Raw genomic sequence first — 22,189 nt, forward strand, 5'->3', positions numbered from 1 at the left:
GGAAGATTATTGCATGAATACTATTTTAACTACTTTAAACGCAAAGTATATTCACACAAATCTAGCATTGCGTTATTTAAAAGGTGCAGCTTTACCAGAATTTAATCCAATTATTGCAGAATATACAATTAAAGATCCTGCTTTTAATATTGTATCAGATTTATTCCAAAAAAAACCTGATATTGTAGGATTTAGTTGCTATATTTGGAATATTGAAGAAACTATTCACGTCATCAAGATGTTAAAAACTGTCTGTCCAAATGTTAAAATTTTGCTCGGTGGACCTGAAGTTTCTTATGATGCCCACCATTGGTTACGTAAAATTGAAGAGGTTGATTTCATTGTTATGGGTGAAGGAGAAACTTCCTTTAAACAGTTACTACGCTATTTGCATGGAGAAATTGCATTAGACGATGTTCCAGGGATTTGCTACTTAGAGGATGGTAAAGTACGAATTCACGCACAAGCACCCAAAATAGATTTACGTGAGTTACCAAGTCCATTTCGTTTTGAAGAGGACCTCCCTCATCTAAGCAAACGAATTCAATATATTGAAACAAGTCGAGGCTGTCCATTTAGCTGTCAATTTTGTTTATCTTCTATTGAAGTAGGTGTTCGTTATTTCAACAGAGAAAAAATAAAAGAAGATATTCGATTCTTGATGGACAATGGTGCACGTACGATTAAATTTGTCGACCGTACATTTAATATAAGCCGCAGCTACGCCATGGAAATGTTCCAATTTTTAATCGATGAACATAAGCCAGGGGTTGTATTCCAATTTGAAATTACGGCAGATATTATGCGTCCTGAAGTTATCCAGTTTTTAAATGATAACGCACCTAAAGGGCTTTTCCGTTTTGAAATTGGTGTTCAATCAACGAATGATTTAACAAATACTCTTGTGAAGCGCCGTCAAAACTTTGAAAAGCTAACACGTACAGTGACGATGGTCAAAGAAGGTGGAAAGATTGATCAGCATTTAGATTTAATCGCTGGTTTACCGGAGGAGGATTATGCAAGCTTCCGTCAAACCTTTAATGATGTTTTCGCAATGCGACCAGAAGAATTACAGCTTGGATTCCTTAAACTTCTGCGCGGTACTGGCCTTCGTCTAGAGGCTGAAAAATTCGGCTATACGTATGTGGACCAATCTCCTTACGAGATTTTCTCAAACAATGTCTTAACGTTTGATGATATAGTACGCATTAAACATGCAGAGGATGTACTTGAGAAATATTGGAACGATCATCGTATGGATCATACAATTGAATACTTAGTAACTGAAGTGTTTGAAACACCATTTGATTTCTTCCAAAACTTCGGTACTTATTGGGAAACAAAAGGTTGGTCTCGTATCGGTCATCAGCTTGAGGATTTATTCCGTCGTTTATTAATGTTTTTAGAAACTGTAGAGGGTGTTAATTTAACTATCATTCAAAGCCTCATGCAACTAGATTATTTAATGGCACAGCAGTTCCAGCCACGTAAATTATGGTGGAAGGAACGCCCTACAGAGGAGCAACAGAAAGCACTTTATACGGCCTTGCGTGAAAACCCTACAATTGCAGGTGAGGAATTCGCCAGCTTCAATCTATCTGAAAAAGAGTTATTTAAACATACGCTCATTATTCCGCACCATGTAGATTACCAAAATTTCTCAAATGGCAAAATTGTACAAAAAAACGGCTATTTATTAACTTACTTCCGTCACGGTCAAGCACCATACTTTGCAACAATCCACTCTATATAATAAGAAACGCTAGTCCTTTAATAAAGTTTAGGACTAGCGTTTTTTTCATCCATTTAAGCGGGAATTTTCAACTTTTCCAGTAATCTAAAATGACCAATTTATTTGTGTCATTGTCAGTAATAACCATAACTTTAATACAATCAACAGATATTCTATGCGCATTACAATTATCCTAAAAAAGTTTAGTACGAAATCCTCAACCTGCCAACACCCTAATATTGTAAATATTACCTATTAAATAATCGTAATAACCAGGAAAAAACAATTTAAAATTTTTCGACAATTTTGTGGCAACGTCCTTTTTTTCGTCAATTAAACAATCTTAGACACTTTTTATGCATAGATTTTCTACTGATATAATCTCTAAATGTCTCCGTTTTAATATACGGATTTCAATAAGCTTTTAGGGTTAATCGGAAATAATAAAAAAGAGCGGAATTAGCTCTTTTTTATTCTCCTAGTAATTTACCCAATAATTACTCGTTCTTTAGGATAGTGGTAATTAGATTTTTTTCCTCTACCTCCGCCACCTAAAGTGTAAAGGAAGGAAATTAAACCGACACGACCAACAAACATTAAAATCATAATGATAATTTTGCCAACTACCGATAGGTCGGAAGTGATTCCTAAAGACATCCCACACGTTCCGAACGCTGATGTAATTTCAAAGATTATTTGAATCAGTGATGCGTGTGGCTCAGTAATGAGTAAAATAATTGTCGCAACTAATACCATAAAGAATGCCAATAAAATAACAACAAACGAGCGGAATACATCAATTAAATGTATTTCACGTCCGAATACTTGAATATCTTCCCTTCCTCGCGAAAAGGTAATTAGGAATAAAATGGCCATGGCAAAAGTTGTTGTACGTATTCCTCCACCAACTGAACTTGGCGAAGAACCAATAAACATTAAAAAGCTCATAAAAATATCTGTCGCTTCACTAAAGGTTGTTACATCATACGTCGTAAGTCCAGCTGATCGTGTTGAAACAGAATGAAACATTGCAGAAAACAGAGCCTCATGCCAAGACATTCCCTTAAAGGAATGGAATGATTCAAGCAATAAAATAACGACAGCCCCTACCACAAATAAAATTGCGTATGTGGAGGTAGTTATTTTTGTAAATAAACTAAAGCGGAAATTTGCATGGCGATTTAATAAAAAAGTTTTCACTTCAACCAAAACTGGGAAGCCTATCGCACCAAGCACAATTAACACCATTGTTATCAATTGAACAAAGTAATCGTTATGAAACGGAAGTAAGCTCATACCCGTAATATCAAAGCCACCATTTGTAGTAGCTGAAACGGAGGCAAAGACACCATGAATCAAGGCTTCTTCAAAAGTGTCAAAATAGTTAGTAAAGTGCAAAGTTAAAATGAACGCACCCATCACTTCAATACCGATTAAGATTTTCAATATTTCCCGAATTAATTGAACAACCCCTGACAAATTGTATTGATTATGATCGATCATAATCAATTGACGCTCACGCATACCGATTTTTTTCCCAACAAGTAACCACACAAAGGTACCAAGTGACATAATGCCAATTGCGCCAAGCTGTAAAATAACAAGAACCATCACTAGCCCGAATGTGGTATAGCTTTCAGATATATTGAATGTTGTTAAACCTGTTACACTAACTGCACTTACTGCAGTAAACAAGCTATCTAATAATGAAACTTTAACACCTTCTTGATGAACGCCTGGTAGCAGTAGTAACAGGAAGGAAATAGCTATAGCTATAAAATAATAAGAGACAAGTACCTGAAAAGGTGTGACAAGCCTATTCTTTGATCTTTTCCAGGGCACTTTGACAACCCCTTCCTTATATGATGCCAAACTCGATAGATATTAGTATAGAAAAAATACATCAAAAAAGAAAGAGGAATAGATACGACTATTCCTCTTAAAGATCATTGAACTTGTTTTTTATGACGAACTCCTACTAAATAACCTACTAATGCGATGGCCACTAATACAATCCAGAAAGTTAACTCCCACACAGTAGAATGCGGAAACTCTGCAGGTAATATGCCCACCTTCTCATGTGACAAAGTCAACACAACAAGCTTCACGCCTACCCAACCTACAATTAAAAACGCAGCGGTCTCAAGTGAGGGGTAGTCATTTAATATTTTCACAAACCATTGTGCCGCAAATCGCATCATTATAACTCCGATAAACCCTCCAAGTAACATGACAATAAATTGTCCACCATTGATGCCACCTATATCAAAGTTCCCTACCTGCGGTAAAGTTACAGCAATGGCAACTGCAGCAAGCATAGAATCAATAGCAAATGCAATATCCGCTGCCTCTACCTTAAGCACTGTCATCCAAAAACCAGCGCCCTTTTTCCCCACTTCATCGTTAGATTCTTCGTTTGAATCCCCTTTATGACGCAAATCATATATATTTTTGGCAGACATGAATAGTAAATAAGCTGCTCCCAACGCTTGAATTTGCCAATAATTCACTAATACTGTAATGACAAAAAGTGCTGAGAATCGAAAAATTAATGCCCCAAATAATCCATAAAATAATGCCTTTTTTTGTTGTTCCCGTGGTAAGTGCTTCACCATCACAGCCATTACAACTGCATTATCTGCTGCTAATAACCCTTCTAATACTACAAGTACAATAAGTACCCAGCCGTATTGTAATAAAATTGATTCCATTCATGTGCCTCCTCTAAAGCTCTGTATACCCAAAATAATCATTACTATACGAGTACAAAAGAAAAGACCTCTGCCCCTATAAAAAGGCAAAGGTCTCGCTAAGCAAATAAATACTAGTCGTTGAATACTGCTAGTATGGAATTATTCGCTTATCACACCCGATGGTAAAAAACCACGTCATGACGAATGTGAATCCAGATACTTCGCTCGTATCTGTTAGCTACTCCCCTTTGACAAAACGTCGAAGGTATTTTTCTTCTGAAAACTTATTATAGCACTATCATATATGAGTGGCAAAATTATCTACCCCATTTTTAATCTACAATATTTTTTGTGCGAAAGCGTAGCGTCAGCAACAGATGTCTTTTGTGCGAAAGCGCAGTGCTAACGTAGCGTCAGCAACACCGATGCAGGTCAGTTAGCCGTTATCGCATGGATGCGATAACGGCTAACTTCCTATTGAACTCCTTTTCGATTCCGTGACATCCGCCAGAGGCTTTAACTTCTTTCAGCGGGTGTTTGGACACCCGCTGAAAGAAGTTGATTAATGATAACTTGTTTGTTTGCTAGATGGCACTGGATGTAAACATCGATTTCTATCACCGTCCACTAATTGAAGCTTCACTTTATTTGAATTTGATAGCGTTTATCTTCTTTATGCGCTAAATAAAAATCAATCATTCTAGGCATAGTCAGTATAAAATCGGGACATGCAATACTACCCTTTTTCAAAATAGTAACTGCTTCGGATGTATCGAACTTAGCATTCCAAGCTAAGTAGTCTAGAGTTTCTTGCTCAACACCTAGATATTTTCGAATAAGTGGTATTTGTAAAGATGTTCTTGCTAGTATTAACGGTAATCGCCCTTTAGGATAATGGTTAGTTAATAATTTTACCATCGTACGATACACTTCCTGCACAGGATGAGGATTCGGGTCCGTTAGATGCAAAGTTTTCCCTTCAGCACATTTTTCATCAACGAGATAAGTCGAGGCATTTATAATATAATCCACTGGTACCACATTTATTGTTGAAGTTGATCGTCCAATATACGGGATAAAAGGAAGGCACTTTAACTTATCTACCATATTTAAAAAGAAATAAGGCCCATCGAATTTAATCGTTTCTCCTGTTTCAGAATGTCCACGTACTATGCCAGGTCGAATAATTGTCAGTGGTATTTCTGATTTCAAATCTTCTACTCGATGCTCAGCTTCATATTTTGTTTCTTCATAATAATTCTTAAATGCGGGCGGACGAATTAGTTCATTTTCACGCAAAACACCTTCACGTGTACCAGCTACATACGCTGTACTAAAATACATATAGCGTCTTAAGTTCGGCAGTGTTCGAACAAAATCATTGACCATCGTCGTACCATGCACATTTACCTTCCATGCTAGATCGCGTGGTACCGCTAAATCATAAATAGCAGCTAAATGCCAGAGCACCTCAATTTGAGGTACAATGTCCTGTACTGCTTGATTTTCAAGACCGAGATTCGGTAATGTAATATCTCCCTCTACAATACGAATAGAACAGTTTGGAAACTCCGCTACTATTTTTTCTCTTTCTAAATTTGCTTTTACAAATTCACCAGCTAAAACAATAGCGATGACTTCCTGTGATTGTTTTTTTCGTAATAACGCTCGTATTAATTGACTTGAAATAAAACCTGGGAAACCTGTAAAAAAATGAACCCCCATCTTTCATCCCCCCTGAACTTACCGCATCTTCCTAGTTTCTTTATCCATTAAGCTATAAATAATCGGTACAATATATAATGTCAACAAAGTTGATGTCACAAGTCCTCCAATTACTACAATCCCCATCGGTTGATTCATCTCTGTTCCTTCACCAATACCAAGAGCAAGTGGTAGCAATCCTAAGATTGTTGTTAGTGCAGTCATTAAAATTGGTCGAAATCGATCTTGGGTAGCCAGTAAAATCGCATCATACGTCGCCATTCCCCTAGCTTTTTGTTGATTAATATAATCGACAAGTACAATCCCGTTATTCACGACAATTCCAACTAGCACTAAGATGCCTATAACAGATGTCACACCAACTAACGTGTTCGTAGCAAACATTGCAATGGCAACGCCAATAATCATTAATGGTACTGTGAACATGATAACGAATGGATATTTGAATGATTCAAATTGAGCAGCCATTACGATATATACAAGGACTATTGCTAATGCCACGGCTAAAAGCATATCATTAATCGCACTATCGTAAAGCTCACGATCTCCACTAAAGACAACTTGAGTTTCAGTTGGTAATTTCGCTTTTTCTAATACTTTGTCCACTTTTGCTGAGATGCCTCCGAGCGATTCCATCGTTTCATACTCGACAAAAAATGCAACCGCTGCCGCCTGATCAGAACGTCTTATCGATACTGGTCCCTCTTGGACAGAAACTGTAGCAATATCCTCTAGCTTTACAAATAAACCTGCAGGGGAACGAAGCTGCATCGATTTTAATGACTCGATACTATCATTAAACACTTGTCCAAAGCCTGTATAAACAGGCAATACAGCACCATCCTCTGCCATTATTTGCGTAGTTAGCTGACCCTTCGTCATTTGATTGACCGTTTGAGCAATTTGTGCGGGTACAAATCCGTAGTCCTTCGCCTTTTCTCGGTCTACTTCGACTTGAATTTCTTTTACAGTAATATCTAAATCCGTAGATACTTTTGTGATGGCTTTTACCATTAATAGCTCCTGCTGTAATTTATCAACAGAGCTTTGAAGTCTTTGCTCATCAGAGTCTGTTAACCTGAACGTTAATGTATTTGGTGACGATCCTGTTGTCGTTGAGACATTAAAGTTGATTTCAACTTGCTCACCTAGCTCTTTATGCAAATCTCGCTCAACCTCTTCTACAAATTCAAAAATTGAACGATTCCTATCTGCTAGAGGAACAAGCTTTACATATAGTTCTGCTTGGTTTGCACTTGTTTGTCTCCGTGCTTGTGCCTGTTGCGTACCACCGATTAGGCTAACATATACGTCAACATCTTTCTCCTGTTTTAGGCGTTCTTCAATTTTCGCTACAACTTTTTCTGTTTCTGATACTGCTACCCCTTTTTCTAGATTTACACTAATGGAGGCAAACCCTTCATCCGTTGGCGGTAAAAACTCAGTACCAATTTTCATAAGCCCAAACAACGCAAGCCCAAAACAGACAACTGCTGACATTAGTACAAGCATACGGTGACGCAATACCCAAATAATTGATGTTTTGTAGCGCTTGTAAAAAGATGACTCAATACGTTTTTCGTAAATATTCGTAGATTTCATTTTTAAAAGACGACTTGCAAGCATTGGGACAACCGTTAACGCAACGACTAAAGAAGCAATTAAGCTAAAGGAAATAGTTAATGCAAATTCTGTGAAAATTTGTCCTATTAAACCTTCAATAAACATTACAGGAATGAATACTGCAATAGTTGTTAGAGTGGAAGCAGTAATCGCAAGTGCCACTTCCTTTGTCCCTTCTTTCGCTGCTGTTTTCGGATCCTTGCCAAGTCCTAAATGTCGTTCAATGTTTTCAATAACAACGATGGCATTGTCAACCAACATACCGATGCCAAGTGCTAACGCCCCTAACGTCATAATATTGAGTGAAAAATTTGCAAAAAACATTAAAACAAATGTAACAATCACTGAATATGGTATCGCAATGCCAATGATAATAGGGCTTTTCACACTACGTAGAAAGACAAACAATACGAACATTGCAAATAATCCACCTAGAAGTAAAGAAGATCCGATATTACTAATGGCTAAATCCACGTAGTTCCCTTGGTCCACCAGTACGTCTGCAACGATTCCTTGATATTGCTTCTTTGTTAATAATTCATTTAAAGCTTCTTTAAAAGCTTTTGAAACCTCTGCTGTATTAGCACCCGATTCCTGTAATACAGACATTAATACCGCAGGATGTTCATTTGCTCGTGTAGTAGTTACAGATTTTTGTTCCACACGTTCAACAGTCGCTACTTCTCCTACTGTTAATGCTTTACCATCTAGTGGATTTACTGAAATGATTAAATCAGCAATGCTTTCAAGCGAATTTATAGTGCTTAAAATACGTGTCGTTAACATCTTCCCGTCTGCCGTTAACACTGGTTCACCAGGAAGAGAAACATTGTTCGATTGAATAATTTGAATAATATCTGCTTGCGATAATCCTTTTTCAACTAGCATCGATTCATCTAAAGTTATTTGAACTTCTTCCATCAGCTTGCCAGAAATATTGACACTTGCGACACCTGCTGTTCGACGAAGTTCTTTTTCCAAGGCTTCCGCCAATAAACGTACATCTATATTGTCATTTTCCGCACGTAGTGAAAGTTGTATTATAGGAAATTGTGATGGATCAAATTTTAAAAAGTTAGGTTTCTCTGCATCATTCGGTAAAGGGGTCATATCGATGCGTTGTAAAATATCGAGCTGAGCATCATCAATATTGGTTGACCAATCAAACTCGAGTATAATTAAATTGGACCCTTCTTGAGAGGTAGACTGTAGTTTTTTTATCCCTGGTAAGGTGGCGAGTGTTGTTTCTAAGGGCTTCGTTATTTTCTCATTAACCTCTGTTGGACTTGCACCAGGATAATTGGTAACAACGATGCCTATAGGTGGACGTAATTCTGGAATAAGCGTAATAGGTATTTTCAATAATGAAACGCCACCTAATATAATGACTAACAACATCGTAACTATTGTAAAAACAGGCCTTTTAATAGAAAAATTACTAATGTTCATTATTACAAGCTCCTTTTAATCTCTTCCTTTCTATAATACCCGAACAGGAGGATATTTTATAAATTTGGTAACCTCTCCATGTATTATAGGTTTAATATATAGCACAACGCGAAAATTAGGAGATGCAATTTGTTTACTGAACCTTATATTTCCTAATACTGTATATATTCTACATAAAGCTCTAATTTCCCTTGTAAAAAAACACGAATCGCAACATGTCGATTCGTGTTTTTCATTATAAAAGGCTATACAGTTTAATGTCTTCGTTTTTATCAGCGAACCAACGCATAGCAAACTCATTTTCAAATAGGAAAACAAGATTATCAAAACGGTCTTTGACAAGCATTGAACGACCTGAAGACATCGATTCTTTAACATCCTCTTCGTTTTCAATCCATCTTGCAATTTTCGAACCAATTGGCTCCATCTTCACTTCAACATTATATTCGTTTTTCATACGATGCTCAAAAACTTCAAATTGTAATTGACCAACTGCTCCAAGAATAACTTCTTCTGTATGCAACGTTTTATAATATTGAATAGCGCCTTCTTGCACTAGTTGTAAAATCCCCTTATGGAATTGCTTTGATTTCATAACATTTTTCGCAGTGACACGAACAAATAACTCTGGCGTGAACTGTGGCAATTTTTCAAATTGGAATGTCTTTTTACTACCTACAACTGTGTCACCAATCTGATAAGTGCCTGTGTCATATAAACCGATAATATCACCAGCAACTGCTTCATCAACTGTTTCGCGGTCGTCAGCAAGGAATTGTGTAGATTGTGTCACTTTGAATGATTTACCTGTACGAGATAAAGTCATGTTCATGCCACGTTCAAATTTACCCGATACGATACGCACAAAGGCAATACGGTCACGGTGTGCAGGATTCATGTTTGCTTGAATTTTGAAAATGAAGCCCGAAAACTCCTCATGATCAACTGGATCAATAAATTGTTCATCCTCAGTAATTCGAGGCTGTGGTGTTGGCGCAAATTGTAAATATGTTTCAAGGAATGTTTGCACACCAAAGTTTGTTAAAGCCGAACCAAAGAAAACAGGTGTCAATTCACCACGACGAATTTTTTCTTCAGAATATTCATTCCCCGCTTCGTCAAGCAACATGATGTCATCCATTGCTTGTGAATAATAAGAAGTCACCTTCATAGGATGCTCGACTGCAAGTTCCCCATTATCATCAATTGGTAAGAAACGTTCTTCTTCCTCAGTACGGAATTGCTCGACACGTTTATTATAACGATCATAAATACCTAGAAACTCTTTACCCATACCGATTGGCCAGTTCATTGGGTAAGCATTAATGCCAAGTACCTCCTCAAGCTCTTCAATCAGCTCAAGTGGCTCTTTCCCTTGACGGTCTAGTTTATTGATAAAAGTAAAAATTGGAATACCACGCATTTTACAAACTTTGAATAGCTTTAAAGTTTGTGCTTCAATACCTTTGGCAGCATCTACGATCATGACAGCACTATCCACTGCCATTAACGTACGATACGTATCCTCCGAGAAATCTTGGTGACCTGGAGTATCTAAAATATTAACACGTGAGCCGTTATAATCGAATTGCATAACTGAAGAAGTTACAGAAATCCCACGTTGTTTTTCAATTTCCATCCAGTCAGATGTTGCAAACTTACCTGTTTTCTTTCCTTTTACTGTACCGGCATCACGAATCGCACCACCAAATAGTAAAAGCTTTTCTGTAATCGTCGTTTTCCCAGCATCAGGGTGACTAATAATGGCAAAAGTTCGACGCGATAATATATCTTTTTCTAAATTTGAATTCATCTCGTTATTCTCCTTTTTTCATACTTAATAATAATAAAAGAAGACTTGCCTCACTTACAACCTTTTTACATGATTTCCCCAAAAAAGAGGTTTTCATTTTGGCGAGGGACAATGTATAGTTTTCTCAAACATTTCGATGACTACCCTTTCTGTCCATCTACTCACTCGTTTGATAACATTGTGACATTCACCAAAAGTACCCAAAAAGAAAACCCTTTAGTACGAACTAAAAGGGTTCTCTAAGTATGGTGAACTTACCGCATTTTTGCATGCTTTCCCGTTCACCCTATCAAGTACGCTCTAACATCCTCATTGGAGATCATATATTATACAAATTTTAAGTGGCCAGCTTCTATTGCAATATCTGCATCACTATGCGGATATTTCGTATTCTCAATAATTTGATAATCTTCATGGCCTTTACCAGCAAAAATAATCATATCCCCTGGTTCAGCAACCTCAATCGCATGACGCACCGCATCAGCACGGTCTCCTATACATGCATAATTTTCATGAAGCATCCCTTTAGCAAGATCACCTGTAATACTATCATAGTCCTCATAGCGTGGGTCATCTGTCGTTAAAATAACGTAATCAGCGGCTGATGCTTTTTCTGCCATTGCTGGACGTTTTGATTTATCACGATTGCCACCTGTACCAACTAGGAAAATAAGCTTCCCTTTTTTATATGGTTCTGCTGAAGAAATTGCCTTTTCAATGGCATCAGGTGTATGTGCATAATCAACAAAAATCTGCACTGGTAAATCTGAACAAACTTTCTCCATGCGGCCCTTCACTGGTGGTAATTGCTCAATTTGCTCAATGATTGTTTCCATTGAATAACCACGGCCATAAAAAGCTACCATAGCGGCAAGCACATTGTAGATATTAAATTCCCCGAGCAAATGCATTTTTACATGGTATATTCCCTCTGGCATTTCAACGTCAAAAGATGTCATGAAATCATGATACTCACAGTTAATAGCTCGGAAATCAGCTGTTTCATTTTTCAAACCATATGTCCATACAGGAAATGGTGTCATCGCTGCATAGCGCTCTGACCAAGCATCATCAGCATTTAACACTACAAATTTATTCTTTTCTAAGTCTTGTCCAAGTTGAGAGAACATTAAGCCCTTCGCATGGCCATATTCCTCCATCGTACCATGGAAATCAAGATGATCATGTGTAAGATTTGTAAAAATAGCTACATCATATTCTACCCCAGCTAGACGTCCAAGTGCTAAACCGTGTGAAGATACCTCCATAGTCATTAATCTGCAGCCTTCCATTTTTGCACGGAATATCATTTGTTGAGTCGATAATGCATCGCTCGTAGTATTTGCAGATTCATATAAAATACCATTTAAATTAAAGCCGATTGTTCCTGATAATGCCGATTTCTCACCCATACCATGCATTATATTTTGAATAATACCCGTTACTGATGTTTTTCCGTTTGTCCCTGTTACGCCAATCATTGCCATATCTTTCGACGGATAGTCAAAAAACTTTGCAGCTAACAAGCCAACTGCACGATCCGAATCTTTCACAATGACTTGTGCAATATTTTCTGCTAATGGTAATTTTCGTTCTGTTACAACAATTGTTGCGCCACCTTCAACAGCTTTCTGTGCATAGTCATGACCATCAACTGTATAACCTTTTATACAAACAAACATACTATTTGGTTGCACACTTCGTGAATCAATTACAATATCACTTACTTGGTCAGGTAGCACTCCAATTATTTTTTTCAAAGGTAATGCATTCAACAATTCCTCTGCATACATTTCATAGTCCTCCAATCAATCTCTACATTCATTTCATCATTTATTGTTTATTCGACAAAAAATGACAAGATGAATACCCCCACATTCTAATGATCTTATTTTACTACTTATTCACCGATAAATAAAATGCCTGTACGAACGTTTTTAAAATGAAAACGCTATCATTTTAATATATTTTTAATATTTCACCGTAATTTACCTAACATATCAAAAAACGGCATTTATCGACAAGCACAATGGGAAATATACGTTGGAGAGCAGATCAATTTTGCATCGGCAACATTTGTTGCTGTCGCTTCGCTTTCGCACAGAAAACATTTGTTGCTGTCGCTTCGCTTTCGCACAAATAAAGTGCCACAGGATGTGGGGTTCTTAGACTGAGTTCCCCTATTTCTGCGGGTGTCAAAAAAAGTGAGGTGTCATGCCCGACACCTCCTTTTACTATTTCATGATAGTTCGCACAAGCTTAACCTTTTGTTTATATGGCGGAAAGAGAACATTCGTCTCTAACTTCGATGATTTTTTTAAAATAGATTTTGGATGGGTGAAGTTTTCAAAACTTGCCTTCCCGTGATATGCTTTTACTCCTGATGGGCCGACACCGCCAAATGGCAAATGTAAATTTCCTACATGTGTAATCGTATCATTAATACACCCTCCACCAAATGGTAATTCCTCCAAAAAGTACTGGGTAGCTTTTTCATGCTCTGAGAAAAAATAAGCTGCTAAAGGCTTTGGTAACTGACGAATCTGGTGAATAGCCAGCGGTAAATCATCATACATCATCACAGGTAAAATCGGTCCAAATAGTTCATCCTGCATCGAAGGACTTGACCATTTCACATAACCAATAATTGTAGGCTCAATATACAAATCATCACGATCTGTTCTACCACCAAATGTAATTGCGTCACGTTCTTCCACGATAATTTGCTGTAAGCGATCAAATTGTCTTAAATTCACAATACGACCATAGTCAGGGCTTTTTAATGCATTTTTACCATAGAAGGAACGAATCGTTGCTTTCAATATTTTCATAAATCGGTCATAGACATCTTTATGAACAAGAACATAATCTGGTGCCACACAAGTTTGACCAGTATTTGTAAATTTCCCCCAAGCGATTCTTTTCGCCGCTACTTCTAAATTGGCTGTTTGATCAATAATTGCGGGACTTTTCCCACCAAGTTCTAGGGCAATTGGTGTTAAGCGTTCCGCTGCTGCCTTTGCAACAACTTTTCCGACTGCCACACTCCCTGTAAAAAATATATAGTCAAAAGATGCATGAATAAGTGCAGTCACTTCCTCTTTTTCTCCCTCTACAACCCGAACATAAGAAGGACTAAACGTTTCTTCAATTATTTTTTTAACGATCGCTGCTGTATGCACAGATGTTTCTGATGGTTTTACAATAGCCGTATTACCACCAACAATTGCTCCAATTAATGGCTCCATTACAAGCTGGAATGGATAATTGAATGGACCAATGATTAATGTTACTCCGTATGGCTCTCTTACAATAAAGCTTTTTCCCACCTGGTATTGTATCGGTGTTTTTACAGCTTCAGGTTTCATCCATTCTTCAACATGCTTTACCATATAAGAAATACTATCTAAAACAATGCCAATTTCTGTTGCATATGCCTCAAACTCACTCTTTCGTAAATCTAAATATAGAGCATTCAAAATTTCTTTCTCATACTTTAAAATCATTTTCTTCAGATTTATTAATTGCTCTTTTCGAAATTTTGTACTTTTCGTCGCTCGTGAAAAATAAAATTGACGCTGTTCTGTAATCATATTTTCTACATCTTGTATCGTAAAATTCATAATAAAAGCACCTCTTTTTTTAAAATGGCGTACATAGTTTTTTCATTTCGAAACAAACTATCTTTGTCTATACGATACAACATTGACAATCAAAATTCCTCTTTCTTGAATGGACGGAATGTGTAGATCGTTTTGTGATTTTGGGAAATTTACAACTACATATTGAAAAATTGAAACGGGGGCTTAGACGAATGACAACAACAACAGGAACTTGGTGGGAGTCTATTTTTTCTGGACCATTAGCACACGGTATTTGCGAAGAAAAATTATTGCTATTGCAAGATGAGGCATTCTTATATCTCTCTACAGCAGCGAGTGAGAAAAAAGAAGAACCTGAAGTTAATTAAAAATAGCGCGTTATAGGAGGTTATTTCCTATAATGCGCTATTTTTTGAACTTTTAGGCTCAATCCCAAAAGTTGTTAAAACTCATCGGACGCCCCCAAGAAAGTGCCTATTCGGAACGGAAATCAACCATGTTATGTTACTGAGCTACTTCATACTTAAATGGATACAATTTGCTGAAATTGTGTTAATTCTACATCAAGACGGTTAATAGCTTCTTCCTCGATAGCAAAGCTCCCATCTTCTAATCGAATAATTTGTTTATCAACAATATAAACAGAATGTGCAATAGTTGTAGCTCCTAATACAGCTAAAACTGGTTTTAATGCATATTCTAAAGCGAGTAAATGTCCAATAGAGCCACCTACAGCAATTGGTAAGATAAACTTTCCAAGCAATGCTTTTTGCGGTAGCAAATCTAAATAAGTTTTCAATATTCCTGTATATGAAGCTTTATAAATTGGCGTCAAAAGTACGATAATATCTGCTTCTTCAACCTGTTTATTTTCTGAAACGATGGCCTCACTTGCAAAATTAGCCTTAATTAAGTCCTCAGCTGGCAATTCATGTACATAATTTGTGTGTACCGCTATTCCCTGTGCTTTTAAGTAATTTTCCACCTTTTCATGAATCGCCGTCACGCGTGAATTTCTCGAATTAGTGCCATTAATAATAATTGCTTTTGTCATATTAGCCACTCCTTTTTAACAAAGATAAATGTCCTTACACCCAATGCAATGTCTTTTCATATGGACGTAATGTAGCGCCTAAGTAACCTGTTTTACATAATCAAATGTTGCAGGCATATTTCCATTTTCTACATTACGTAACCATCCTCTAAAAATCAGTAGCCAAATCCTAATTTCATATTCCTTCCTCCTCAAGTTCAATAGAAATTCACAACATAAAGATAAAAAAAGGCTTCTATGTTTACGTTCGGAAAAAATCCGTTACGTAAAATAGAAGCCTCTAGATGTCTAGTCAACTCATTTTTTAAAACCAAGTATTCTTATAAACTTAATTTAACATAATGACATACAAAGTCAATAAGTTTTTTCATTTAATGGGATCATCACCAAACGTGTGGTTGATTTCCGTTCCGACTGGCCGCTTTGTAGCTGACGCTTCGCTTTCGCTACAGAAAACATTTGTTGCTGCCGCTTCGCTTTCGCTACAGAAAACATTTGTTGCTGCCGCTTCGCTTTCGCACAGAAAAAACATTTGTTGCTGTCGCTATGCTTTCGCTACAGAAAACATTTGTTGCTGTCGCTTCGCTTTCGCACAGATAAAACATTACCGCTGACGCTTCGCTTTCGCGCAGAGCAGAGCTTCCTGGGGCGTCCGATGAGCCGCTTTTGGTGTTGCTGTCGCTACGCTTTCGCACAGAAAACATCCGCTGCGCTGAAGGGTCTCGGGCCAACACGATGTTGGTCACGAAGGCGTTATCACAGGATGTGATGCTTTTAGCCTTCGTTCCTCTATCGCTGATCCCCGAGGAGTCGCCCAGTCTCCACTCCAATCAACTATTTACATAGTGGACGTTTTAGCAAAAGTCATCCACAATTTTCGGTTATGAACCATTTAATAGTAGTTATAACAAAATCAAACATTTGCATAATGAGCCTGTATCACACTTATTTTAATTAGTATAAGAACAAGTATATCTATAAATAGAAGGCTTAACAGTATTGTTATGGGTTCTGGTTCGCTTCATAAAAGGTAGTTCTGAGACCATTATTGGTGAATGGCTTTATCAAAAATAGCTTTTGCAGCATCCCCTATATGCTCTGACACTGTAGGATGGGGGAAAATCATATTTGCAAGAGTATGGGCCGTACCACCAGCATTTTTAGTAGCTAAAATAGCATTTAACATTTCTGTTGCCCCATCAGCAACAACACAAGCTCCTAAAATGCGTCCTTCTTTTTCCGTCGCAATAAGTTTTATAAAGCCCACTGTATTTCCTTCCATTAATGCCTTAGAGTTTGTATGTAAAGGCATTTGAGTCACCTTATAAGGTTCGTTAACCTGTTCTTCCAGTAATCCAAAAGTTGCAATTTCAGGATGTGTATAAACACAGCGAGGAATCAAAGCTTGATCAATTAGTGCCGGTTTATTCCCCAGAATATGGTCCACAACATAAATTCCCTCTGCACTCGCTGAATGAGCTAGCTGGAAACCACCAACTAAGTCACCTATAGCATAAATATGTGGCTGACTTGTTTCAAGATGCTCATTGACAGCAATCAATCGACCTTCGAAGGCTAGACCTAGCTGCTGGGCTATTTTTGTATTCGGGCGTCGACCCGTTGCAAACAAAAGATTTTCATATGTATAAATGCCTTTAGATGTATGAATTTCATTGCCATTAAAATGCTCAAATTGGAAATCTGTCACAAGCTCAATATCAAGCTTTTTCATCTTTTCACGAATTAGTGGTCGTGCATCTGACTCTTCTGTCTGTAAAATATCTTCACTATGATTCAGCACCGTCACCTTTGTTCCAAGCGGTGCTAAACTAAATGCCATTTCTACTGCAATAACGCCTCCGCCTATAATTGTTAACTGCTTTGGTAGCTCTGTCATATCGAAAAAGGTATCCGTTGTATAATAGGAAGAAGTCTCTATACCTTTAAAAGGTGGTACAAATGGTTTACTTCCGGTTGCTAAAATGATATCCATTACTGTAAATATCTCATTACCAACTGTTACAGTTAAATCATTAGATACTGCCGCTTCTCCTCGATAAAAGGTAATTTGATTGCTCAAAATATAGCCCTCAATATTCGTTAAAAGCTCGTCAATAATAGCATCCTTACGTTTCATCAATCGTGGAAAATTCACATTTACTGTAGGAGTTTCAATACCCCAGTCATTACCACGTTTTATTTCTTGAATGAGCTTACTATGCTCCAACAATATTTTCGAAGGAATACAGCCGACATTATAGCAGGCTCCTCCTACTTTATCGCGCTCTACTAAAGCGACCTTCTTGCCACTTTTTGCTGCATGAATGGCTGCTATATAGCCCCCAGGACCTGCACCAATAATTGCAATATCAAATTTTTCCACAAAATTCACCTCATTTACCACCATAGCATTTACAAAATTCGAATGCAACGCCATGTAATTTATAGTAAATTAAGAAACATTTTGTCTACCAACTTTCTTTAAAACTCTCAATCTTAAGACCCATCTATATGGAGAAGGAGCCAATAAAGATAACAAAACGTAACTAGAATGCTCTTGTTGAATTTTGAGGTAGTTGTCTAACTACCCATTAATGCAAGCTAAAAAATCTCTCACTATTCTTTAAGAACAATGAGAGACTTTAATTATCAGCATTTTTACTATGATAGATGAAATATTTCATAGAAAATCTAATGCCATTGACGCGAGAAAGTATTGCTTCTTTTCCCGCAGGTATTTGCTCTGCTTCACGGATATTTTCCTTTACGCGGAAACAACGTAAGGTTAATAAATATTCCGTTCCCAAAAGCGTTGTTGAGCAATTGCTTTGACAAATTTTTTAGCGAAATCTTTGTCGCCAGTTGCTAACACAATTCCTGGCCCTACATTGGCATTAGACATATTAAAAAATGTCGTTCCTGATGTAGCTATACCAATCGGTTTGTAATGTCTATATGCTTCATTAATATAATTTACAATATGTGAATTAAACTTAGCCTGATTTTTTGCTCTTACGCCTACAACATATAACGAATCAAATAGTACCGCGTCCGTAGTAATAAATGTGTCACTTGCTGTTAATTGTACACCATCACTACTAGTAACAACCCCTAATCTGTCGGAAATAATACTGTATCGAACACCCTGTCTTGTCAAAAATTTCAGTATTTCGCCAACTTCATTTGCATCAAATCCATCACCTATTAGCACGCCTACCTTAAGTGTTTGGGGCATTTTTATAGTATTAGCTTGACTAAGTGCAGGTGATGCTAACGTGACATTTATTTGCTCGCCTTTTGGACGATTAACACCTACATTATCGGCCACAGTCGTTGCCATTGCTTTATCAACACGGACAAACATATCGACAACCTGTTGCCGAACAGACTTACTTTTCACCTTCCCTACCTCAAAACTAAAGGCATCAATGATATGCTGTTTTTCAGGAGGTGACATACTATTCCAAAACAGCCTCGCCTGTGAAAAATGATCATCAAATGATTTACTACGTGCTCGTGTGATACGTCCTTCAACCTTTTCTTCATAATGGACAAAGCCACCTTCCTTTGCCGTTGAAGTTGATGGTGTATTATTGGCCAAGGAATTTTTATGATAGCTCACTTTTCCTATATTAATAGTTTGACGACTAAAGCCATTGCGCTGATTGTTATGGAATGGACAAACGGGTCGGTTAATCGGGATTTCTGCAAAATTTGGTCCCCCTAAACGTATTAGCTGTGTATCTAAATAAGAAAATAGCCGCCCCTGTAAAAGTGGATCATTTGTAAAATCTATGCCTGGTACAACATTCCCAGGGTGGAAGGCGACTTGCTCTGTTTCAGCGAAAACATTATCCACATTACGATTCAATGTCATCTTCCCAATCTTTTTAACTGGCACCATCTCCTCAGGCCACAGCTTTGTTGCATCCAAAATGTCAAAATCAAATTTAAATTCGTCCTCTGGCTCAAGCATTTGTACACCCAACTCATATTCAGGATAATCACCTATTTCAATGGATTCCCATAAATCACGTCGTTGAAAATCCGGATCCTTACCAGCAATGATTTGCGCTTCATCCCAAATGAGTGAATGAACACCTAACACAGGCTTCCAATGAAATTTTACAAATCTTGATTTCCCCTTATCATTGACGAAACGAAAAGCATGAACACCGAAGCCTTCCATCATTCGAAAACTTCTAGGTATTGCACGATCAGACATATGCCACATAATCATATGCGCAATTTCTTGATTGTTCGCTACAAAATCCCAAAACGTATCGTGAGCTGAAGCTGCTTGTGGCATTTCATTGTGAGGTTCAGGCTTTACCGCGTGAATTAAATCAGGGAACTTAATGGCATCCTGAATAAAAAAGACCGGTATATTATTACCAACTAAATCATAATTGCCCTCATCCGTGTAAAATTTCGTCGCAAAACCACGAACATCACGTGCAGTATCCATCGAACCTAAGCTTCCAACTACCGTTGAAAATCTGACAAATACAGGTGTTTTCTTATTAGGGTCCTGTAAAAAGCTTGCTTTAGTATATTCCCCCATCGATTCATACAGCTCAAATTCTCCATGTGCCGCAAAGCCTCTCGCATGTACAACACGCTCTGGAATACGTTCATGATCAAAATGCGTTATTTTCTCTCGAAAGTGAAAATCCTCCATAATTGTTGGCCCACGAACCCCAGCCTTCAACGAATTCTCATCATTCGAAACTTTTAGTCCCTGATTCGTCGTCATCTTTTGCCCTTCATTATCGACACGAAACTGCTCTAACTGCTGATCCTTTGCATTCTCCTCCAAATTTTTGCGCTGATTCGACTTAGATTTATCCACGCAATCCCCTTTCATTCCAATACTCTTAATTCTCAATATACACTATATGTTTTTATGAAATAAACATGCTTCAAGGCATAGCTATAGGAAAACTTTCTCAATTATTTCTTGATTTACGACCAAATTCGAGCGCGAATGCTTCTAGATGATTCATTTTTTCACCAAAACCTTAGACATAAGTTCATCAAAAAGGTCCCATTTACACCTATGCAATTATATTTTTCTGGTTCATAACTAACATACTCTTTATTTTGTTCAATACATTCAACTATTCCAAACTCGTAAATATAGCCAAATTAACACATTTCCTAAGTCCTCAGGTTCTCACTTTTTTTCACAACACTTCTTGTTCATTTTTCAACTAACCTCCACCGTTAGCACAATAAGAAAAACCTTACTGTTGTTCCAGTAAAGCACCCCTTTAATGGAACAACTTTATTGTCACTCAACAATTCCTAATCGATCTTTTAATTTCGATGTTCTTTTCCTTTGCACTATAAAAATACCCCTTTAGATAACCATATCTAAAGGGGTATAATGGTACGACTTTATTTCACATCTAGGGAGTTAACTCGGAATCTTCTCCCTTTGGTTTAAGTGCAGTAAAAAGTCCAATTAAATTAGGTGGTAAACTAAATAATAAAAACTTCCAGTTATTCGTCATGATCGTGATAATCGTAAAAACAATAATAGACATAACAATGATGATTATGCCAAGCTTCACACGGGAAGGCTGCAACGTGACTGTACTGGACATACTAATGGACAAAACAATCCCAATTATTCCCCAGCTCCCTAGGTGTGTTAAAAGAAGGATACCTAAAACCATTGCGTTGCTTAATTCAATCCCAAACATGATTAAAGAAAAGAGAACATAAATCGCTCCTAATGTCACATACCATGAATAGGATTTTGCATTTTGCCAAATATGATAGTATAGCTCATCTAAACCTCTGTTTTCTCTAGCTTTTTTCCGTCCGAACCACCAGCCAAAGATTCCACAAATCATTCCTCCATACAATCCAATAATACCCCCGATAGAAACCTCCATAATTACATTTCCCCCTCTTCGAAAATAAACACTTCTTCAATCGTGCAATTGAAAGCTTTTGATATGTTATAGGCAAGTTCAATAGATGGATTGAATTTTCCTGATTCAATTGCAATGATTGATTGCCGTGAGACTCCAACTTGTTTCGACAATTCCTCCTGCGTAATCTTCTTCGATTTTCGTAATTCGCGAATTCTGTTTTTCATAAAGCCTCCTTTAAAAATGTAAAGTAAACTGTACATTCGTTAATAAGTAAAGTCTACTTTACACCTTCAAAAGTGTCAAGTTTACTTTACAATTTAATTTTTAGTTAATACAACAAATAACCACTACTAGGAGATATATGGAGGATATAACAAAAGGAGGGATCATCACCAAAACGTGTGGTTGATTTCCGTTCCGACTGGGCGCTTTGTTGCTGCCGCTTCGCTTTCGCTACAGAAAACATTTATTGCTGCCACTTCGCTTTCGCACAGAAAAAACATTTGTTGCTGACGCTTCGCTTTCGCTACAGAAAACATTTGTTGCTGACGCTTCGCTTTCGCACAGAGCAAAGCTTCCTGGGGTCGTCCGATGAGCCGCTTTTGGTGTTGCT

Annotated in this window: 14 protein-coding genes; 2 read left to right on the forward strand and 12 right to left on the reverse strand. The window is 37.4% G+C overall.

The window, feature by feature from the left end:
- Positions 1 to 13 precede the first annotated feature (13 nt).
- A complete protein-coding gene (locus ACIPKN_RS19370) occupies positions 14 to 1,753 on the forward strand; it encodes a B12-binding domain-containing radical SAM protein (RefSeq protein WP_400939123.1) in 1,740 nt (579 codons plus the stop codon).
- A gap of 465 nt (positions 1,754 to 2,218) precedes the next feature.
- Here ACIPKN_RS19370 and ACIPKN_RS19375 read toward each other — a convergent pair whose 3' ends face one another.
- From ACIPKN_RS19375 to ACIPKN_RS19405, 7 genes are all read right to left on the reverse strand, one after another.
- Positions 2,219 to 3,574 (reverse strand): TrkH family potassium uptake protein, encoded by a 1,356-nt coding sequence (locus ACIPKN_RS19375; protein ID WP_142510000.1) that lies wholly within the window; start codon positions 3,572 to 3,574, stop codon positions 2,219 to 2,221.
- 104 nt (positions 3,575 to 3,678) lie between these two features.
- Positions 3,679 to 4,443, reverse strand: a complete 765-nt coding sequence (locus tag ACIPKN_RS19380; protein ID WP_323652949.1) for a TerC family protein — start codon at positions 4,441 to 4,443, stop codon at positions 3,679 to 3,681.
- Positions 4,444 to 5,064: 621 nt separating this feature from the next.
- Positions 5,065 to 6,150 carry an SDR family oxidoreductase gene (locus ACIPKN_RS19385; protein WP_400939128.1) on the reverse strand — a complete coding sequence of 362 codons (1,086 nt, stop codon included), beginning with the start codon at positions 6,148 to 6,150 and terminating at the stop codon, positions 5,065 to 5,067.
- 18 nt (positions 6,151 to 6,168) lie between these two features.
- Positions 6,169 to 9,222 (reverse strand): efflux RND transporter permease subunit, encoded by a 3,054-nt coding sequence (locus tag ACIPKN_RS19390; protein ID WP_400939130.1) that lies wholly within the window; start codon positions 9,220 to 9,222, stop codon positions 6,169 to 6,171.
- Between the two features lie 235 nt (positions 9,223 to 9,457).
- Positions 9,458 to 11,035, reverse strand: a complete 1,578-nt coding sequence (locus ACIPKN_RS19395) for a peptide chain release factor 3 (protein ID WP_400939133.1) — start codon at positions 11,033 to 11,035, stop codon at positions 9,458 to 9,460.
- A 326-nt stretch (positions 11,036 to 11,361) separates the two neighbouring features.
- Positions 11,362 to 12,828, reverse strand: a complete 1,467-nt coding sequence (locus tag ACIPKN_RS19400) for a UDP-N-acetylmuramoyl-L-alanyl-D-glutamate--2,6-diaminopimelate ligase (RefSeq protein ID WP_400939136.1) — start codon at positions 12,826 to 12,828, stop codon at positions 11,362 to 11,364.
- A gap of 441 nt (positions 12,829 to 13,269) precedes the next feature.
- Entirely contained in the window at positions 13,270 to 14,658 is a 1,389-nt protein-coding gene (locus ACIPKN_RS19405) for an aldehyde dehydrogenase (RefSeq protein ID WP_400939138.1), read from the reverse strand.
- 191 nt (positions 14,659 to 14,849) lie between these two features.
- Between ACIPKN_RS19405 and ACIPKN_RS19410 the strand changes: the two genes are divergently transcribed.
- A complete protein-coding gene (locus tag ACIPKN_RS19410) occupies positions 14,850 to 15,005 on the forward strand; it encodes a hypothetical protein (RefSeq protein WP_185903571.1) in 156 nt (51 codons plus the stop codon).
- Between the two features lie 155 nt (positions 15,006 to 15,160).
- On the opposite strand, the gene ssuE is transcribed toward ACIPKN_RS19410, so the two are convergent.
- The 5 genes from ssuE to ACIPKN_RS19435 all read right to left on the reverse strand — a co-directional run bounded on the left by ssuE (position 15,161) and on the right by ACIPKN_RS19435 (position 21,800).
- A complete protein-coding gene (gene ssuE / locus ACIPKN_RS19415) occupies positions 15,161 to 15,691 on the reverse strand; it encodes an NADPH-dependent FMN reductase (protein WP_400939140.1) in 531 nt (176 codons plus the stop codon).
- Positions 15,692 to 16,736: 1,045 nt separating this feature from the next.
- Positions 16,737 to 18,074 carry a dihydrolipoyl dehydrogenase gene (lpdA, locus tag ACIPKN_RS19420; protein ID WP_400939143.1) on the reverse strand — a complete coding sequence of 446 codons (1,338 nt, stop codon included), beginning with the start codon at positions 18,072 to 18,074 and terminating at the stop codon, positions 16,737 to 16,739.
- A 402-nt stretch (positions 18,075 to 18,476) separates the two neighbouring features.
- The gene (locus ACIPKN_RS19425; RefSeq protein ID WP_400939146.1) at positions 18,477 to 20,558 is read right to left on the reverse strand and encodes a catalase; all 2,082 of its coding nucleotides are present in this window, start codon (positions 20,556 to 20,558) and stop codon (positions 18,477 to 18,479) included.
- A gap of 544 nt (positions 20,559 to 21,102) precedes the next feature.
- Positions 21,103 to 21,594 carry a hypothetical protein gene (locus ACIPKN_RS19430; RefSeq protein WP_400939148.1) on the reverse strand — a complete coding sequence of 164 codons (492 nt, stop codon included), beginning with the start codon at positions 21,592 to 21,594 and terminating at the stop codon, positions 21,103 to 21,105.
- A gap of 2 nt (positions 21,595 to 21,596) precedes the next feature.
- Entirely contained in the window at positions 21,597 to 21,800 is a 204-nt protein-coding gene (locus ACIPKN_RS19435; RefSeq protein WP_400939150.1) for a helix-turn-helix transcriptional regulator, read from the reverse strand.
- Between the last annotated feature and the right edge of the window lie 389 nt (positions 21,801 to 22,189).

The organism is Lysinibacillus sp. NPDC086135, from assembly GCF_044746345.1.
Taxonomy (GTDB): Bacteria; Bacillota; Bacilli; order Bacillales_A; family Planococcaceae; genus Lysinibacillus.

What these genes read in the sequence shown, in the direction of transcription:
- ACIPKN_RS19395 (WP_400939133.1), bottom strand. Translation starts at nt 11,035, where the DNA reads ATGAATTCAAATTTAGAAAAAGATATATTATCGCGTCGAACTTTTGCC.
- ssuE (WP_400939140.1), bottom strand. Translation starts at nt 15,691, where the DNA reads ATGACAAAAGCAATTATTATTAATGGCACTAATTCGAGAAATTCACGC.
- ACIPKN_RS19400 (WP_400939136.1), bottom strand. Translation starts at nt 12,828, where the DNA reads ATGTATGCAGAGGAATTGTTGAATGCATTACCTTTGAAAAAAATAATT.
- ACIPKN_RS19410 (WP_185903571.1), top strand. Translation starts at nt 14,850, where the DNA reads ATGACAACAACAACAGGAACTTGGTGGGAGTCTATTTTTTCTGGACCA.
- ACIPKN_RS19430 (WP_400939148.1), bottom strand. Translation starts at nt 21,594, where the DNA reads ATGGAGGTTTCTATCGGGGGTATTATTGGATTGTATGGAGGAATGATT.
- ACIPKN_RS19435 (WP_400939150.1), bottom strand. Translation starts at nt 21,800, where the DNA reads ATGAAAAACAGAATTCGCGAATTACGAAAATCGAAGAAGATTACGCAG.
- ACIPKN_RS19425 (WP_400939146.1), bottom strand. Translation starts at nt 20,558, where the DNA reads ATGAAAGGGGATTGCGTGGATAAATCTAAGTCGAATCAGCGCAAAAAT.
- ACIPKN_RS19390 (WP_400939130.1), bottom strand. Translation starts at nt 9,222, where the DNA reads ATGAACATTAGTAATTTTTCTATTAAAAGGCCTGTTTTTACAATAGTT.
- ACIPKN_RS19370 (WP_400939123.1), top strand. Translation starts at nt 14, where the DNA reads ATGAATACTATTTTAACTACTTTAAACGCAAAGTATATTCACACAAAT.
- ACIPKN_RS19405 (WP_400939138.1), bottom strand. Translation starts at nt 14,658, where the DNA reads ATGAATTTTACGATACAAGATGTAGAAAATATGATTACAGAACAGCGT.
- ACIPKN_RS19385 (WP_400939128.1), bottom strand. Translation starts at nt 6,150, where the DNA reads ATGGGGGTTCATTTTTTTACAGGTTTCCCAGGTTTTATTTCAAGTCAA.
- ACIPKN_RS19380 (WP_323652949.1), bottom strand. Translation starts at nt 4,443, where the DNA reads ATGGAATCAATTTTATTACAATACGGCTGGGTACTTATTGTACTTGTA.